This window comes from Kineosporia babensis (assembly GCF_021129305.1).
GTDB classification, from domain to species: domain Bacteria; phylum Actinomycetota; class Actinomycetes; order Actinomycetales; family Kineosporiaceae; genus Kineosporia; species Kineosporia babensis.
In genome coordinates this window covers 119163-134526 of record NZ_JAJOMB010000004.1, presented here as the reverse complement: position 1 = coordinate 134526, position 15364 = coordinate 119163, and the positions used below count along the sequence as shown (strand labels likewise).

The window sequence follows — 15364 nt, the reverse complement described above, 5'->3', positions numbered from 1 at the left end:
TTTCGCTCCTGCGAGCCGAACCAGGCCCTGCCAGTAATACAATCCGAAGACCCCCGCGGCTGACGTTGGCGGGGTAGCAGTCGTCTACGGTAGGCCGCATGGAGTATCCGACCGCGTCGACGCCCTCGCCTGGGCAGCCCATGCTCCCCTCAGCGCTGGCCGACCTGCTCGCCGAAGGTGTTGGCCTGGTTACGCTGGATCCCGGGGCGTTGCCGTCCGGGCTGGAGTCGGCAGAGCTCGGCCTGCTCGGCTCTCCCGAGCAGATGGCCGGCTTCTACGAGACCTATGAGTTCGGGATCTACATGCCCGGTGCCTGGCCGTTCGCGCTCGATGGTGGAGGCGGCTTCTTCGCGCTGGACCTGCGTGCCATCACCAGCAGCAGCACTGAGAACGCGCCGGTGGTCTGGGCGCACTCCGGCAACCTCGGCTGGGGAGAAGACGAATACGTGAGCGTGGCAGCTGATTTCAACCAGCTTCTGGCCGCATGTCGTTGAGGGCGGCCGGAGGCTGTTCGCCCGTCCAGCTGGCCAGGAAGGAGAGCGCCTGTTCAGAAGGGCTGTTGGGCTCGACCGTGTAGGTGACGATGATCAGGCCGGGATCTGCGGGCAGGACGAGGGCCTCGCCGGTCAGCTCGATCTCGCCCACCGCCGGGTGATGCATCTTCTTGGTCGAGCGGGTGTGCAGCTTGACGTTGTGGGCGGCCCACCAGGTGCGGAACTCATCGCTGCGGGTGGACAGTTCGCCCACCAGGTCGCTGAGGCCACGGTCGTAGGGGTTCTTTCCTGCCTCGACCCGCAGTGCCGCGACCAGATCACGGGCCACCGTTTCCCAGTGGACGTAGTACTCACGCGAGCGCGGGTCCAAGAACAGGAAACGGGCGAAGTTGAAGCCGCTCGAGGCATCGGAGTAGGCGGTGCTGAACAGCGCTCGGCACAGCCGGTTCGCGTACAGGATGTCCGTATGCGTGTTCCGCGCGTAGGCCGGGGCAGAGATGCTGTCCACGATCCGCTGCACCCCTTCGCGCACTCGTGGCGATCGTGAGGAAGACGACGAGGCCCGTCCCGATTTGTTGGCGATCGCCGCCAGATCGAAAAGGTGGACACGCTCGGCCTCGTCCATCTGCAGGGCGCGGGCCAGGGAGTCGAGGACCGATTCCGAGGCGCCGGAAAGGTTGCCGCGTTCGATCCGGGTGTAGTAGTCGGTGCTCACCCCCGCCAGCATCGCCACCTCTTCCCGCCGCAGTCCCTTCACCCGTCGGCGGCCACCGGGAAGCGGCACCCCAGCCTGCTCGGGTGTCAGCCGCTCGCGACGGGTGGTGAGAAAGGTGCGCACCTCAGCCTGCCTGTCCACGCCATCGACGGTACGGGCCGGACGGCGGGCCAGGGAGGGTCTGGCGTTACCCGGCTAAGGCGTCACTGGTACGGCTTCGCGAACAGGCGTTTCTTGGTGCCGGCGCCGAATGCCTCGGCGCAGCTCCCGAAACGCGAAGGTTCACCATGTCCGTCACGATTCCGGCCGTAAAGCTCAACAACGGCCAGCAGATGCCGATCGTCGGCTTCGGCGTGTTCCAGATTCCCGCCGAGCAGACCGAGAAGGCGGTCAGCGAGGCGCTCGCCGCCGGGTACCGGCACCTCGACACCGCAGCCTCCTACGGCAACGAGGAGGCGGTCGGCCGGGCCATCGCCGCCAGCGGCATCGCCCGTGACGACCTCTTCGTCACCACCAAGCTGTGGGTCCAGGACGCCGGCGAGGAGCCGACCCGGGCCGCGGTCGACGCCTCGCTGCAGCGCCTGGGCCTGGATTACGTCGACTTGTACCTGATCCATCAGCCGTACGGCGACTACTACGGTTCCTGGCGGACTCTGCGCTCGCTCACCGAGGAAGGACGGGTGCGCTCGGCCGGGGTCTCGAACTTCCACTCCGACCGGCTGGTCGACCTGGCCGAGCGCACCGGCTTCACCCCGGCCGTCAACCAGATCGAGACGCACCCCTACTTCCAGCGTCAGACCGATCAGGACGTGATGGCCGGGCTGGGTGTACAGCACCAGTCCTGGGGCGGGTTCGCCGAGGGCCGCAACAACCTGTTCACCGACCCGGTCCTGAGTGACATCGCGGCCGAGCACGGCCGCTCGGTCGGCCAGGTGGTGCTGCGTTGGCTGACCCAGCGGGGCATCGTCGTCATCCCTAAGTCGGTGCGCCCCGAGCGGATGGCCGAGAACCTCGACATCTTCGGTTTCACCCTCTCGGCCGATGAGCTGATCCGCATCGCGGCGCTGGACACCGGGGCCTCGCTGTTCTTCGACCATCGCGATCCGGCCATGGTCAGCGCTCTGGGTTCGCGGCGTATCCACGAGTGAGCTCCGACCTCGAACACCTGGCGGGAAGAGACGTGCGGAAAGACGCCATCCAGGAACGCCCGCAGGCAACCGTGAGCGCCGGCCGACGGGGTGCAGCGCTCGCGGTGGCGATGCTCGGTTTCTTCGTCGTCTCGCTGGATGCCCAGATCGTCAACCTGGCCCTGCCGGAGATCGGCCGGGATCTCGGTGGCGGCCTGTCCGGTCTGCAGTGGGTGGTGACCGGGTACACGCTGGCCTTCTCTGCCTTGCTGCTGTTCGCTGGGACGCTGTCGGACCGGATCGGGGCCAGGCGCTCCTACGGGTTCGGACTGCTGGTGTTCGTGCTGGCCTCGGCCGCCTGCGGCTTTGCGCCCGGCCTCGGCCTGCTGATCGGGGCGAGAGTGGCGCAGGGAGTCGGCGCGGCGCTGATCACGCCGACCGCTCTGGCCCTGATCCGGGAGGCCTATCACGAGGCCGACGCCCGGTCCCGGGCGATCGCGTACTGGGCGCTGGGAGGTTCGGTCGCCGCAGCGGCTGGCCCGGTGCTGGGCGGCCTCCTGACCGGCCTGGACTGGCGGCTGATCTTCCACATCAACCTGCCGGTCGGTCTGCTGGGCCTGTTCCTGCTCACCCGGGTGGCGCCGTCCGAACAGCGGGCCCATCCGTTCGACCCCGTCGGCCAGGTCTGCGCGATCCTGGCCCTGACCGGGCTGACCTTCACCATCATCGAGGGCGCCGAGCTCGGGTACACCAGCCCGCCGATCATCTCTTCCGCCCTGCTCCTGCTGATCGGGTTCGCTGGGTTCGCCCTCGCCCAGGCCCGGGGCACTCATCCGATGGTGGCGCCGGAGGTGTTCCGGTCTCGTTCCGTCGCCATCGCCCTGGTGGTGGGATTCGTCGGGATGGCCGGCTTCTATGGGGTCGTGTTCGTGCAGTCCCTGTACTTCCAGCAACAGCGCGGCGCATCGCCCCTGCAGACCGGGCTGCTGTTCCTGCCGATGACCGCCCTGGTGGCCATCCTGAACCCGGCCGCGGCCCGGCTCGCGAGGCGCTACGGACCGCACGTGCCGATCATCGGCGGTCAGCTGCTGATGGCGGCGGGGCTGGCAGGCCTGGCCGCAGCACCAGCAGACCTTCCGGTCTGGGCCGTGGCGGCCCTGATGGTTCCCGTCGGCGTGGGTGGTGCGGCGACCGTTCCACCCCTGACTTCCCTGATTCTCGATGCGGTCCCGGCCGCGCAGGCCGGAACGGCCAGCGGTGTGCTCAACACGGCCCGGCAGGTCGGAGGCTCGCTCGGGGTGGCGGTCATCGGTGCCGTCATCGGCTCGGCGTCCACCTTCCTGGCCGGTCTGCGCATCAGCCTCAGCGCCGTCGCCGTAATGGTCGCTGCCGCTGCCGTTCTCAGCCTCGCTCTGCGCACCAAGCCCCGAAATCGCCCTACCACCGAAGGAGCGTCGGCATGACCTCCTCCCTGCCCCGACGGCTGCTGCTGCAGGCCGGTCTGGCCGGCGCCGCCCTGACCGCCTCCGCCTGCTCCAGCGACGAGTCGCCGCAAGCCCAGGCAACCACGAGCCCGACTACGGCGACGGCCGGTGTGAACGTCCTGCTCGTGTACTTTCCCGAGCCGGGGAGAACTACTACAACGGCGGCCGAAGGGTTCTCGAGGTCGGCAACACCGAGGTCCTGGCCAACCTGATCACTGAGCGCATCGAGTGCGACGTGTACCGGATCGAGGCCGCTGATCCCTATCCCGAGGCGTACGAGCCCACGGTGCAACGCAACTCCCAGGAACAGGACGAGGATGCCCGGCCGGAGATCGCCGAGGCGCTGCCCGAGGTCAGCGGGTACGACGCCGTGCTGATCGGCAGCCCGGTCTGGGGAACGCGGGCGCCGATGATCATGCAGACCTTCATCGAGAGCGTCGGCCTGGACGGGAGGTCGATCTTCCCGTTCGTCACCTATGCCGTCAGCGGGATGAGCGGGATCGACTCCGACTACCGGGAGGCGCTGCCCGGTGCGCAGGTCAATGACGGTCTGGCCGTGCGGGGCGAGACGGTGGCCGACGCGGCTGGAGAGGTCGAGGACTGGCTCACCGGCATCGGGCTACTGCGTTGAGATCCCCGGTCGAGCCGGCCTTCCCGAGGCAGCCGATGCGGGTACCAACAGAGAGGCGAGTTCGGCGTCCGAGGCGTGCAGGGCGTCCCGGTCGAAGGTTGCGCCGGAGGCCAGGAGCTCGTGAGCGCCGGTGCGCTCGGCCAGTTGCTCGAGCTGCTCGGCCACGGACCGCCGGGTTCCCCAGATCATTCCGGTCCGGTGAGATTCCACCCGCTCGGCCAGCCGCCCGCTCATCGGCTGAGACCTGATCGCGGAGACGGGTTCCAGGGCCGGGAACAGGCCGGTCTGTCGCGAGCGGGCCATTGCCCAGGCCTCCGGCAGAGCCAGTTCGCGGGCTTGTTCCTGGGTGTCGGCGATCAGGACTTCACTGGAGATGATGATGGATGGGCCTGCGTCGCCGCGGAATTGGCTCCGGTAGGACGCGAGCAGGGTCTCCAGTTCGGGGCTGGCCAGGATCGGTCCGCCGATCACGACGGGCAGCCCGAGGGACGCGGCGATGCCGATCCCGGCGCCGGTGGCCAGGACGAAGACGGGGATCGGTTCCCGGGCGATCGGGTGGGCCGTGATGTCGGCGGTGCCGCGTAGGTAGGCGAGCGTCTCGGTGATGTCGGCCGCGAAGGTGTCGGTGCCGGCTTCCTGCCGCAGAGCACGGCGCACGGGGGCGGTGAATCCCAGCGAGCGGCCCAGGCCCAGATCGACCCGGCCAGGAAAGAGTGCGGCCAGCATCAGCCACTGCTCGGCGACGACCAGCGGCTGATGGTTGGGCAGCATGACGCCGCCCGATCCGATCCGGATCGTGCTGGTCCGGGCCCCGATCGCGGCCAGGAGCACGCCCGGTGCTCCGGAGGCGATCCCGGGTACCGCGTGGTGCTCGGCTACCCAGAACCGTCGGTATCCGGACTGCTCGGCCCTCTGCGCGCGCTCGACCGAGTGGACGAGTGCGTCGCCCTCGGCGTACCCGGCGCGGGTGCGGGAGCGATCCAGCAGGGACAGCCCGAGCATCGACCTGGCATCTCCTCACCTCGAGCGGAATCCAACGGCCTGGGGGCCGCCTAGAGATCCTGAACCCGGCGAACTGCGTCGTCATTCCGTGCCCTGGAACCTCAGACCCGGACATGTTCCGGCCATGCGCCATCCCTCGCCGGCCCCACCTGGAGAACAACGGTCACCTCGGGCAGCCCGGCCGAGGTGACCACGACGGAAACACTCCCGGTCGCGGTCGGCCGGACGACGGCCAGGGCCCGCCCGTCGAAAGTGCGCCAGGATCCGGAGTCGAAGCGCTCCTCTGTTCGGGGCTGTGCACTGCACAGGCCGGCCAGCACACCCGAACCGGACACCGCAACCGTGACCTCACGATCATCGGCCGGAACCAGGATGCCGTTCTCGTCTCGTAGTTCGATGGTCAGGAAGGCCAGGTCGTGATCGTCGGCCTTCAGGTGTGAGCGGTCGGAGGTGACCTGCAACTGCGGCGTTCCGGCTGTGCTCAGGCAGGTTCGCCCAGCTTCGGAACCATTCCGGTAGGCAACCGCCACGAGTTCGCCCGGACGGTACACCGCGGGGATGTCGGCCTGGTAGGGGCGCGTCGTGCCCACCGGCGCCCGCCCGATCTCGGTCCCGTCGAGCAGCAGAGCCACTTCGTCAGCATCGGCGTACACCTCGACCACCACCGGTCGGTCCTCGAAACCGGGCCAGCTCCAGGAGGAAACCGCATCGCTCCAGGCCCAGGGTGACTGGTGGGTGATGGTGCGGCCGTGGTGGGCCGGGCGCTGCACCGCGATGTACGGCTCGGACCGCAGCCCGAAAACGATCTCGCGGTAGTACGACACCGGACGCCGCCAGCCGGTGATGTCCAGGTCGCCGGACCAGGCGGTCAGGAACGGGAACTCCCGCTCCAGGCTGGTGGGTTCACCGTCGTAGGCGGTGGAGCCGATCCCCACCTCACCCAGGTAGTCCCAGCCGGTCCAGGTGAAATCGCCGATCACGTTCGGGTTCTGGACGATCATCGGCCACAGCCGGCCGATCTGCGAGGGGAAGGTCTCCGAGCCGACGATCACCCGGTGCGGGTAGGCCTGGGCATCGGGCGCGTAGCGGCCCTCGGCGTAGTTCAGGCCCAGCACGTCCAGGGCGGCGCTGGACTCCTCGATCCGGTCCGAGGCGATCCGGCTGGTGCTGATCGAGCTGAAGAAGTCGCCGCCGGCCATCAGCTCGTTCAGGCCGCCGCCCACTTCCTCCAGCGCTGCGGGCATTTCGTCGATGATCGCGAGCAGGGCGTTCACGCCGTTGGTGACCGGCCGGGTGGGATCGAGCGTACGGACGTGTTCGGCCAGTCGGCGGGCCCAGCGGGCTCCGTGCGGGGTACCGGTCTCGATGATCTCGTTGCCGATCGAGTACATGATCACGCTGGGGTGGTTACGGTCCTTGGCCACCAGCGCCGAGAGGTCCTCCAGGTGCCACTGCGGGAACTCGGCGGCGTAGTCGTAGGGGGTCTTGAACCGCGTCCACATGTCGAAAGCCTCGTCCATGACCAGCATGCCGAGCCGGTCGCAGGCATCCAGGGTGGCTTTGGACAGCGGGTTGTGCGCGGCCCGGACGGCGTTGAACCCGGCGGCCTGGAGCAGTTCGATCCGGCGTTCGTCGGCCCGGCCCACCGCTGCGGCGCCGAGCGGCCCATTGTCGCTGTGGATGCACGCCCCGCGCAGCAGCACTGGTTCGCCGTTGATCCGCAGGCCTTTTCGCGGGTCCACGGTGACGGTCCGGATCCCGAACGAGACGTCGCTTGGCGCATCTTCGTCGTCAAGGACGACCTGAGCCCGGTGCAGGGCCGGGGAGCCGGGAGACCAGAGGGCGGGCTCGGGCAGGTAGAAGCGCTGCCGGACAACGGCCTGCTCGCCGCCGGCCAGGGTCGAGGGGGTGCCGAGCTGGTCGAGCACAGCGCCGTCAGGAGCGAAGATCTGCGTATGGACGCGGGTGGTGCGGGTGTTGATCCCGGCGTTGAGTACCTGGGTGCGCACCTCCACGACGGCCTGGTCGGGCTCGATCCGCACGGTGTCGATCTGCACGCCGTCCGGCCCGACGTGCACCGGCCGGTCGAGGTGCAGCCGGATCGGCCGGTGCAGCCCGGCGCCGGAGTACCAGCGCGAGTCCTCACCGGCCCGGGTCTCGATCCGCAGCACGTTCTCGGCGCCGAACTTCAGGTACGGCGTGAGATCCACGAAGAACCTCGCGTAGCCGTCGGCCCGGTTACCGGCGAACTCGTCGTTGAGAAAGACCTGCGCGCGCCGGTAGGCGCCCTCGATCTCCAGCCGAACGATCTGGCCCTCCCATTCCGCGGGGACCACAAACGTCTTCAAGTAAGTAAAGGCACCGTGCGGGTAGTAGGCCTGTGCCCCCTTGGCCGGGGCGTCGGCGTGGCGCTGCTCGTCGCGCAGGGCGTCGTGCGGCAGGTGAACCGGCTTTTCCGGAGCCGGTTCACCGACCGCGGCGAACGGTCCCATCGGCCGCCGGTAGGTCCACCCGGTGTTGAAAGGGATGACAGCCACGGGAGTGCTCGCTTTCTGGATCGAACGGGTGGATCAGCGGATCGAGTCGATCCGCAGGATGGCGATCGCCCCGAGGAAGGCCATCGCGATCGAGATCGGGAAGATCAGGCCGTAGGAGCCGGTGGAGACCGCCACCGTGGAGGTGATGATCGGGCCGATGGTCTGCCCGAGCGTAGTGGCCAGGTTGAGCACGCCCAGGTCCTTGCCCGCTTCCTCCGGGCTGGGCAGCACGTCCACGTTGATCGCCTGGTCCACGGCCCCGAAGACGCCGTAGCCGAACCCGGCGATCGCGGCGTACAGGAACATGCCGGTGGTGGACGGGAAGATCCACGGCATCGCCACCCCGACGGCGAACAGGCCGGCCGCGGCCACGGCGGGAACCTTGCGGCGCCCGATCCGGTCGGAGACCGGGCCGGAGCCGAGCGAGGCGATCAGGCCGACCACCAGGGTGATCAGCGACATGGTGGAGATCGTGGCGGCCGACTCCACCTTCGACTGCCCGACGTAGTTCTGCACGATGTACAACTGGTAGGCCGCGATCATCTGGTAGCTGATCAGCATGAACAGCCGGCCCACGAACGCCTTGTAGAAGTCCGGCGCGCTCTTGGGAGCGGGTGGCCGGAACGAGGCCAGCAGATCCTTCAGGCCACCGGCGACCGCGGGGGCGTCCGCGGCGGAGCGCTCACGGGGCCAGACGAGCAAAGTGAGGACGCCGGCCAGCCCCATCAGGACGGCCCCCAGGGTGAATCCGGAGAGGGTTTGGGTGATGAAGGCCGCGCCGACCAGGGCGCCGAGCGGGTAGCCGATGGTGGCGCCACCGCCGAAGAACGCCGACATGGTGCCGCGCACGCCGGCCGGGACCCGGTCGGCGATCACGGCCAGGGCCGGGGCGAGCATCATGTTCAGGCCGACCATGGTGACGCAGTACATGACCATGATCGCGACCGGGCTGCTCAGCACGCCGACCGCGAACAGCGAGACCCCGCCGATCAGGCCGCCGAACAGCAGCCAGGGGCTGCGCCGGCCGAAGCGCGAACGGCTGCGGTCGGAGAGGTTGCCGAACACCAGGTTGGCGACCAGGGAGACCACCGCGGTCACCGAGTTGATGGTGCCGAACCAGGCGTCGGGGGAGGACACGCCGATGTCGGTGAGTCGCTGGGGGAGAAGTACATTGGCAACCATGGCCAGGCCGATGGCCCAGCAGATGCCGAAGAACAGGAAACCGGCGCCGAAGCGGACGAGCGTGGTGCGGGAGGGGACGGTCCGGGTGTCCGGGGCGATGTCGTCCGGGATCTTCAGAGCTTCGGGTTCCTGGGGAACCGCCGGAATGGCACTCATGGCAACCTTCTTTGGTTATCCGTGGAAGAGTGGTTCCGGCGGCAGGCCGCCGGAACCGGTTGGGGAAGTTCAGGAATCGGAGCCGGAAGCCTCGAAGCCGCGGAAGCTGACGGTGCCTTCGGTGGCGTACAGGCCGATCACCCGGCCGGTGAACGAGGCAGCGGTCTCGGCCGACAGGTACCGGCCGTCGACCCGGGCCAGGCGCACTTCCTGACCGTCGGCCTCGGCCCACAGCTCCACGTGGTCGCTGGTCATCATTTCCGTGCCGAACTCGGCGCTGGAGGGCCGCCGGGCGTCCAGGTGCAGGGTGACCGGGCCGGCCGGGAGTTCTCCCCGCCATTCCTGGCGCAGGCCGGGGATGGTGGCCCGGGCCACCACCTGGGTGCTCCCGCCTAGGGTGGTGGCCTCGATCTCGTAGTGGTGGTCCTCGTCGTAGCGCACGGCCAGACCGCCGGTGCCGTTCGAGACGTCGGCCGTGGTGCGGGACTCGACCGCGATCGTCAGCTGCCGCCGTCCCACGAAAGCCGGGCGCAGATCGTCCATCGTTGATCCGTCGGCCGTGATCCGCAGCTCGCCGTCAGCGACCGCGGCGATCTCCTGCGGCAGCCGCCGTACCGCGAGCCAGCGGTGATCCAGAGCGTTGTCGAAGCTCACCGTGTCGCTGATCGAGGGGCGGGTGGCCAGTTGCACCGGCTCGGCGACCGGCCAGTCGTCCACCCATTCCACCCGGGTGACAAAGGTTTCCCGGCCCAGCGGGGAGAAGGCCCGGGTGCCGCCACCTGGGCGCACCCCGAGCAGGACCAGCAGCGTCTGCCCGTCCGGGCCCTCGATCAGATCGCCGTGGCCGGTGTTCTGGATCGGCCGGGTGGTGCTGCGCGCGGTCAGGAACGGGTTGGCCGGGCACGGCTCGAACGGCCCCTCGGGGGAGGGGCCGCGGGCGATCGACACGCCATGGCCACGCTCGGTGCCGCCCTCGGCGATCAGCAGATACCAATACTGCCCGCGCCGATACAGGTGCGGCGCCTCGGGGAACATCAGCCCGCTGCCGGACCAGATCGAGCGCGGTTCCTCGAGCAGCTTGCCGGTCTCGAGGTCGACCCGCACCTGCTGGATCCCGAGGTGCTTGCCCAGATCCGGGCCCTCCAGCAGCAGCCCGGAGAAGGTGACGTAGGCGGTGCCGTCCTGGTCCCAGGCCAGGTCCGGGTCGATGCCGTTGAGGCCCTCGAGCACGGTGCCCTCGCTCCACGGGCCGGCCGGGTCGGTGGCGGTGAACACCACGCAGCCGCGGCCGCGGGGGACGGTGACGATGACGTAGAACACGCCGTCGCGGTGACGGATGGTCGGGGCCCAGACCCCGGTGCCGGTGGGGACGTCGGTCAGCTGCAGTTGCTGCGGCCGGACGCCGATGTTGCCGATCTGCTCCCACTCGGTGAAGTCGGTGCTGCGGTAGACCGGCAGACCGGGCAGGTACTCGAAGGTCGAGGTGACGATGTAGTACGTGCCCTCGACACGGACCACGCTGGGGTCCGGGTTGAAACCCGGCAGAAGCGGGTTGGGATACGGGGCGCCACTGGAGGCGTGCTGCACGGCCAGGCTCCTTTGCACTGCATTGCCTTGCTACATTCCGCTGTCGCGAAACTGTTTCGCATGTTTCGCCGGACAAGCTGACTGTAAGAGTGGCCGATGGGCGAAGCAAGGGAGAAAGTCCTGTGAAGCTGCGCGAAACAGTTTCGTGATTGGTAGCCTGAACCCGTTCACCAGGAAAGAAGGATCAGGTGCCCCGCAGTCCGCACGAGCGCGCCACGCTCGACTCCGTGGCGGCGACCACCGGCGTCTCCAAGGCCACCGTCTCCAAGGTGCTCAACGACCGCCCGGGAGTCTCCGAGGCCACCCGCAAGCGGGTCCGCGAAGCCCTGCGCGACCTGCAGTACGCGCCCACCACCCATCGCATCGAGGCGGATTCGGGCCGTCCGCGATCGGTGGTCGTCCTCTTCGACACCCTGGTCAACCTGTACGCCCTGAAAATGCTGGACGGTCTGGTCGCCGAAGCGCAGAACCAGGACGTCGAGATCGTCCCCCTGGTGACGTCGCCGCTCAGTCCCGGCCCGGGGCGCCCACTGGAGCCCGAGCGGATCCGCGACCTGCACCGGCGCGGGCACGCTGGCCTGCTCGTGGTCACCACCCAGCTCTCCCGCGACCTGCTCCGGGTCTGCTCCGAACTCAGCTTCCCGGTCCTGGCCATCGACCCGGTCGACGCACTGGACCAGAGCGTGGTCAGCGTCGGGTCGAACACCTGGGGCGGCGGGGTGCAGGCCACCGAACACCTGCTCTCGCTCGGGCACCGCCGCATCGGCTTCGTCGGCGGCTCGAGCACCCACGCCGGGCTGCGCGAACGCCGGGCCGGCTACCGGGCGGCGCTGGAAGCCGCTGGTATCAGCGAGGATCCGGCCCTCGTGTCCGAAGAGGGGATGGCCGTGGCCGCCGAACCCGCCCTGCGCATGCTGCAACTGCCCGACCCACCCACCGCCTTCTTCGCCTCCAGCGACCCCGGCGCCCTGATGCTCGTGCGTGAACTGGTGCGCTCCGGCCGCCGCGTCCCGCAGGACGTGAGCGTGGTGGGCTACGACGACACCTACGCCACCCTGCCCGCGCCGGCCCAGCTCACCAGCGTGCACACACCGCTCGCGGAGGTCGGCCAGGTGGCCCTGGCCACCCTGCTGCGGATGAGCGAGGGCATCCCACCGGTGGCCAACCACGTCCAGCTCTCCACCTCTCTGGTGGTGCGGGAGACCAGCGCGCCACCACCGTAAAACCCGGCCGGGGTTGGTGTGGAAGGCGCCGATCAGCGGCTCAGCAGTTCGCGAAGGCCTGTCCATGAAAGATTTTCAGATATCGGCTACACCTTTGGCCGCGTATCTGCGGGGTCTTCATCGGGCCGCAGCATTTCTTGTTCAGGTTCTCGTCCCCGTTCTAGGGTCGACGTCGACCTGCAATCGCACTTTCCGAGAGGACGCTCCCGACCTGAGCCCTGCGCCTTCGCCACCAAAGGAGATGTCGGAGTTGCTGACACAGATCGCAAGGACGAGCAGGACCACCCGATCCTGGATGGTTCTCACCGCTGTCGCACTGGCCGCTGTGCTGGCCTTCCTGCTCGACGCCGTACCGGCGGCCCAGGCGGCCACCCCACCCGGCCTGCACGTCTCCGGCAGCAAGATCGTCGAGAAGAACGGTGCCCCGTTCGTGGCGCGCGGGGTCAGTCACCCGCACACCTGGTACGCCTCCCAGACCGCGACGACCGTTCCCGCGGTCAGAGCGGCGGGGGCGAACGCCCTGCGCGTGGTGCTCAGCAACGGCGTCCGCTGGACCCGGACCAGCACCAACGAGGTCAGCTCGATCGTCAGCCAGTGCAAGGCGAACCAGCTGATCTGCATGCTCGAGGTGCACGACACCACCGGTTACGGCGAGGAGGCCGCGGCCTCGACGCTCGACGCGGCCGCCGACTACTGGATCAGCGTCAAGTCGGCCCTGGCCGGCCAGGAGGACTACATCCAGGTCAACATCGGTAACGAGCCGTTCGGCAACGGCAGCAACGTGAGCAACTGGGCTTCGGAGACCTCGGCCGCGATCAAGAAACTGCGCTCGAACGGGATCCGTAACCAGATCATCGTCGACGCGCCGAACTGGGGCCAGGACTGGTCCTTCACGATGCGCGACAACGCCGCCGCGGTGTTCGCCGCAGACCCGGACGCCAACACCGTCTTCTCGGTGCACATGTACGGCGTGTTCGACACCGCGAACGAGGTCAAGGGCTACCTGGCTGCCTTCACCAGCAAGAATCTGCCGATCATCGTGGGCGAGTTCGGGAACCTGCACTCGGACGGCGACCCGGACGAGGACACGATCATGGCCGAGACCACCCGCCTGGGGATCGGCTACTACGGCTGGTCGTGGTCCGGCAACGGCGGCGGAGTCGAATACCTCGACATGGTGACCAATTTCGGGCCGACCGCCTTCACTCCGTGGGGTACCCGGATCTTCAGCGGAGCCAACGGCATCAAGTCCACGGCCAAGACCGCCAGCATCTACGGTGGCCCGACTCCCACTCCGACCGTGACCCCGAGCAGCACGCCCGATCCGACGCCGACTTCCCCGGCTGGTGCATGTACTGCGCTCTACTCCACCAGCAGTTCCTGGGGCAGCGGGTTCACCGGGTCGGTCAAGGTCACGGCGGGATCGGCCGCGGTCACGACATGGTCGGTGACCCTGTCCCTGCCTTCGGGAACCTCCATCACCAGTGCCTGGAACGGAAGCCTCAGCGGCGGTGACAAGGTCGCCAACGCGTCCTGGAACGGAAACCTGGCAGCAGGAGCCAGCACCGAGTTCGGCTTCCAGGGATCTGGCTCGGCCGGCGGGGTGTCGGTGGCTTCGTGCTCGGCCTCGTGAGCGCGGCAGCGCTGGGCAACGGCAGGCCTGGCTAGGGCCTCGAAAGTCTTTCGGGCGGTGGGTGTCCGAGGTTCCGGACAGCCACCGCCCTGTGGGGGCAACGGGTTCGCTCAGGCCTGGGGGCGGGCGACGCTGAAGGTCCAGGTGACGTCGAAACGGTCGGCCAGCATGCCGAACCCGGCCGACCACGCCGAGGCGGCCAGGGGCTCGATGACGGTGGCGTCCACGGCCAGCTGGGCCCAGTGCGTCTCGACCTCTTCCAGCGATGCGCCTTCGACCGCCAGGAAGAAGGGCTCGCTGGTGATGGTCGTGCCGTTCTCGCGGCGGGTGGTGACCTCCGCGGACCCGGCCGGGGCGGGCGCACGGCCGGGGATGTCGTAGGCCATGACCCGGAATCCGTTGTCGGCGACCACCGATCCGAAGACGACTCCGTCGGCGCCCGGTGCGTCTTTCGGCATCCCGAAGTCAGCGTAGGTGGCGATGGTGAGGTGACCGCCGAAGACGGACTGGTAGAACTCCAGGGCGGCCCGCGCCTGGCCGGTGAAGTTCAGGTGCGTGGTGGTGGTGAGGCTCATGACGGTTCTTCTCCGGTGATTCGATGGGCTGGACGGTGCCCAGGGCCTTCTGCCCAGGGGCGGCGGCTCGCCGTTGATGAGAAGAACGATCCCAGGGGTAGAGGTCAGCTTCTGTCCTCTACCCCTGGTGCTTTCTTGGAATGAGCGCGGTGCTGCCGCTGTCAGTGCAGTGCGGCTGGGGTCTGGTTACTGAGCCGCAGCCCTCGTTGTAGCCTCCAGCGCCAGGATCACCTCGTGCCCCGTAGCCTCCCGCCCGAGCCTCACCACTTGGACCCCGGCTGGCGCGCCGGGCCGCTCGGACCCGAGAACGGCGAGCACTCGTAGCTCGGGCAGGGCAGCCCACGTCGCCTCGGTCAGCTCTGCGTCGGCTTCGACGACCAGGACAGACGTTCGGGCAGCAGGCTTACCTCGCAGGCCGGCCATGGTCGCGGCGGCCTCGACGGCGGCAGGGATCAGCTGTGGCGCTCGCACCGTCCGCACCGGCGCGAGCGTGCTCAACCGCTTCCACTGCTCGGCGGTGAACAGGCGCTGGAGTTCGTCCTCGCCCAGCGCGAGCAGGATGCCCAGGGGCGCTGCGGTGGCCACGGGGAGCGGAGCGGGCACGGTGGCCACACTCGTCCCCAAACCGATCTCTTCGGCGGCCACGAGCCAGAAGACGTCGTCGGCGCCCGCTTCGGTGAACCGTCGCAGAAGGTTCGTCTCGATCCGTTCCAGCGCCGCCTCGTCGTCCGGTTCGAGGTCTGCGGCCTCGCGCAGTGCCTGCGAGTAGGCCTCGGCGCAGGCGAGGAAGGTGACCGGGGCGGAGGCGAGGACGCGGGTACTCGCCTCGTCGACCAGCAGGACGTTGCCGGTTGCCGGGTCCACGACCAAGCGGCTGATCGGCTCGTCCTCGGCGACCAGCACCAGCCCGTCCGGCCCGTCCACGGGCTGGATCCAGCGGCCCGGATAAGGGGTGCGCAGGTAGCCTTCGCGAACCGGGGCGAACGTTCGCGAGAGCTGTTCGGGAGTCACGAGACCA

General features: G+C 68.8%; 14 protein-coding genes. 7 read left to right on the top strand and 7 right to left on the bottom strand.

Annotated elements, in window-relative coordinates; all coding sequences use genetic code 11:
- The first annotated feature begins 98 nt into the window (after positions 1 to 98).
- Complete coding sequence (locus tag LR394_RS09535; protein ID WP_231440316.1) at positions 99 to 494, top strand: SMI1/KNR4 family protein; 396 nt, start codon at positions 99 to 101, stop codon at positions 492 to 494.
- On the opposite strand, the gene LR394_RS09530 is transcribed toward LR394_RS09535, so the two are convergent.
- Complete coding sequence (locus tag LR394_RS09530; RefSeq protein ID WP_231440315.1) at positions 466 to 1350, bottom strand: helix-turn-helix transcriptional regulator; 885 nt, start codon at positions 1348 to 1350, stop codon at positions 466 to 468. The genes LR394_RS09535 and LR394_RS09530 overlap by 29 nt on opposite strands.
- Before the next feature lie 146 nt (positions 1351 to 1496).
- Between LR394_RS09530 and LR394_RS09525 the strand changes: the two genes are divergently transcribed.
- From LR394_RS09525 to LR394_RS09510, 4 genes are read left to right on the top strand one after another with little or no spacing between them, the layout of a single operon-like run.
- Positions 1497 to 2357, top strand: coding sequence for an aldo/keto reductase (locus LR394_RS09525; protein WP_231440314.1), 861 nt, complete (start codon positions 1497 to 1499; stop codon positions 2355 to 2357).
- Positions 2358 to 2389: 32 nt separating this feature from the next.
- Positions 2390 to 3799, top strand: coding sequence for an MFS transporter (locus LR394_RS09520; RefSeq protein WP_231440313.1), 1410 nt, complete (start codon positions 2390 to 2392; stop codon positions 3797 to 3799).
- A complete protein-coding gene (locus LR394_RS09515) occupies positions 3796 to 4032 on the top strand; it encodes a hypothetical protein (RefSeq protein ID WP_231440312.1) in 237 nt (78 codons plus the stop codon). Before LR394_RS09520 ends, LR394_RS09515 begins: the two co-directional genes overlap by 4 nt.
- A gap of 23 nt (positions 4033 to 4055) precedes the next feature.
- The gene (locus LR394_RS09510; protein WP_231440311.1) at positions 4056 to 4451 is read left to right on the top strand and encodes a flavodoxin; all 396 of its coding nucleotides are present in this window, start codon (positions 4056 to 4058) and stop codon (positions 4449 to 4451) included.
- Here the strand turns inward: LR394_RS09510 and LR394_RS09505 are convergent.
- The 4 genes from LR394_RS09505 to LR394_RS09490 all read right to left on the bottom strand — a co-directional run bounded on the left by LR394_RS09505 (position 4440) and on the right by LR394_RS09490 (position 10915).
- Complete coding sequence (locus LR394_RS09505) at positions 4440 to 5453, bottom strand: MsnO8 family LLM class oxidoreductase (RefSeq protein WP_231440310.1); 1014 nt, start codon at positions 5451 to 5453, stop codon at positions 4440 to 4442. The two genes, LR394_RS09510 and LR394_RS09505, sit on opposite strands and share 12 nt — an antisense overlap.
- Before the next feature lie 101 nt (positions 5454 to 5554).
- Positions 5555 to 7990 carry a glycoside hydrolase family 2 TIM barrel-domain containing protein gene (locus LR394_RS09500; protein ID WP_231440309.1) on the bottom strand — a complete coding sequence of 812 codons (2436 nt, stop codon included), beginning with the start codon at positions 7988 to 7990 and terminating at the stop codon, positions 5555 to 5557.
- Positions 7991 to 8023: 33 nt separating this feature from the next.
- A complete protein-coding gene (locus tag LR394_RS09495) occupies positions 8024 to 9328 on the bottom strand; it encodes an MFS transporter (protein WP_231440308.1) in 1305 nt (434 codons plus the stop codon).
- 69 nt (positions 9329 to 9397) lie between these two features.
- Positions 9398 to 10915: a glycoside hydrolase family 43 protein gene (locus tag LR394_RS09490; protein ID WP_231440307.1), complete on the bottom strand. Its 1518-nt coding sequence runs from the start codon at positions 10913 to 10915 to the stop codon at positions 9398 to 9400.
- 188 nt (positions 10916 to 11103) lie between these two features.
- Here LR394_RS09490 and LR394_RS09485 point away from each other — a divergent pair, with 188 nt between their 5' ends.
- Both LR394_RS09485 and LR394_RS09480 read left to right on the top strand, forming a co-directional pair.
- Positions 11104 to 12138: a LacI family DNA-binding transcriptional regulator gene (locus LR394_RS09485; RefSeq protein ID WP_231440306.1), complete on the top strand. Its 1035-nt coding sequence runs from the start codon at positions 11104 to 11106 to the stop codon at positions 12136 to 12138.
- Between the two features lie 295 nt (positions 12139 to 12433).
- Complete coding sequence (locus LR394_RS09480; RefSeq protein WP_231440305.1) at positions 12434 to 13771, top strand: cellulase family glycosylhydrolase; 1338 nt, start codon at positions 12434 to 12436, stop codon at positions 13769 to 13771.
- Between the two features lie 110 nt (positions 13772 to 13881).
- Here the strand turns inward: LR394_RS09480 and LR394_RS09475 are convergent, their stop codons facing one another.
- Positions 13882 to 14346, bottom strand: a complete 465-nt coding sequence (locus LR394_RS09475) for a VOC family protein (protein ID WP_231440304.1) — start codon at positions 14344 to 14346, stop codon at positions 13882 to 13884.
- Between the two features lie 186 nt (positions 14347 to 14532).
- Positions 14533 to 15357: an SUKH-4 family immunity protein gene (locus LR394_RS09470; RefSeq protein WP_231440303.1), complete on the bottom strand. Its 825-nt coding sequence runs from the start codon at positions 15355 to 15357 to the stop codon at positions 14533 to 14535.
- Positions 15358 to 15364: the final 7 nt, after the last annotated feature.

Excerpts from the sequence above, each read along its gene's own strand:
- LR394_RS09475 (WP_231440304.1), bottom strand. The coding sequence starts at position 14,346 with ATGAGCCTCACCACCACCACGCACCTGAACTTCACCGGCCAGGCGCGG.
- LR394_RS09525 (WP_231440314.1), top strand. The coding sequence starts at position 1,497 with ATGTCCGTCACGATTCCGGCCGTAAAGCTCAACAACGGCCAGCAGATG.
- LR394_RS09495 (WP_231440308.1), bottom strand. The coding sequence starts at position 9,328 with ATGAGTGCCATTCCGGCGGTTCCCCAGGAACCCGAAGCTCTGAAGATC.
- LR394_RS09505 (WP_231440310.1), bottom strand. The coding sequence starts at position 5,453 with ATGCTCGGGCTGTCCCTGCTGGATCGCTCCCGCACCCGCGCCGGGTAC.
- LR394_RS09480 (WP_231440305.1), top strand. The coding sequence starts at position 12,434 with ATGGTTCTCACCGCTGTCGCACTGGCCGCTGTGCTGGCCTTCCTGCTC.
- LR394_RS09535 (WP_231440316.1), top strand. The coding sequence starts at position 99 with ATGGAGTATCCGACCGCGTCGACGCCCTCGCCTGGGCAGCCCATGCTC.
- LR394_RS09515 (WP_231440312.1), top strand. The coding sequence starts at position 3,796 with ATGACCTCCTCCCTGCCCCGACGGCTGCTGCTGCAGGCCGGTCTGGCC.